General features: G+C 30.4%; 1 protein-coding gene. It reads left to right on the top strand.

Annotated features, from left to right (window positions below; all coding sequences use genetic code 11):
• Positions 1 to 55 precede the first annotated feature (55 nt).
• Positions 56 to 1,218 (top strand): IS3 family transposase gene (locus ES045_RS16190; protein ID WP_147117311.1). Its coding sequence is split into 2 segments (ribosomal slippage): positions 56 to 293 and positions 293 to 1,218, totalling 1,164 coding nucleotides; the frame shifts between segments, so codons are not numbered across the junction.
• Positions 1,219 to 1,249 lie beyond the last annotated feature (31 nt).

Raw genomic sequence — 1,249 nt, 5'->3', positions numbered from 1 at the left:
GTGTCTACATTTGATGTGACGATTTTTACGAGGTTATAAATTTTATATTTGACTTATGGTAAAAAAGTATGACAATGAATTTAAAGTTATGATTGTAGAACTGTTAAATTCGGGCATTAAGACAAAACAAGTTAGTGAGGATTATGGTTTAAGCTTGAGTATGGTTGGGCGTTGGAAACGCGAATACCAGTTACAATCGGGTGATTTCTCAAAAAAGAAGGAGTTATCTATTGAAGCTCAAGAACTCAAGGCTCTAAAGAAAGAGTTAAAGAATGTAACCATGGAGCGTGACATCTTAAAAAAGGCGGTGAGCATCTTCTCCAAGAGCGACCTATAAGGTATCAATTCATCTTAGAAAACATTGATATATATCCAGTTGAGAAGATGTGTAAATCTATGAAGCTTAGTAAAAACGCTTATTATCATTGGTTTAAAAACAAAGATGTTATATTTTTAAAAACACCTAAAATACATTTAAAAGAAAGGATTAAAATTATTTTTAAAGAAAGTAAAGAAATATATGGTAGTTGTAGGATTCAAAAAAAGTTAGAACGTGAAGGCTTAATTTATTCTCGCTCTTATATCGGACTACTAATGAAAGAAATGGGCTTAAGGAGTGTTTTAAAAAGAAAATTTATAATTACAACAGATTCTAATCACCAATATTTAATTGCAGAAAACATGTTAAATAGAGAGTTCTCTAGTCTTAAATTAGGAGAAAAATGGGTGTCTGATATTACTTATATTCGAGTTAATGATGGTTGGAATTATTTAACAACCATCATAGATCTTGCAGATAGAAAGGTTGTTGGATGGTCTTTAAGTGAAGATATGACGACTCAAAATACGGTAATGAAAGCTTGGATTGATGCTCGTAAAACAAGAAACATTAGTAATAGTCTAATTTTTCATTCGGATAGAGGTGTACAATATGCGTCAAACAAAATAACCAACATTTGTGATTTTAATCTTAAAATAACCCAAAGTATGAGTAGAAAAGGTAATTGTTGGGACAATGCGGTAGCTGAAAGCTTCTTTAAAACAATAAAGCACGAATGGTTATATCGATTTAAATTTACGTCCTACAATCAACTATATGACTCTATAGAAGACTATATTTATTGGTATAATACCCAAAGATTACATTCTAGTTTAGGATATCTCTCACCGCTAGAAATGGAAATAAAATTGAGAGGAATTATTAAAAAAGTAGCTTAAGAAAATAGTCACAAATTTATTAGCTACTCCA

It is taken from the genome of Polaribacter sp. IC073 (assembly GCF_007997075.1).
Taxonomy (GTDB): domain Bacteria; phylum Bacteroidota; class Bacteroidia; order Flavobacteriales; family Flavobacteriaceae; genus Polaribacter.
This window is presented reverse-complemented; position numbering and strand designations above follow the sequence as displayed.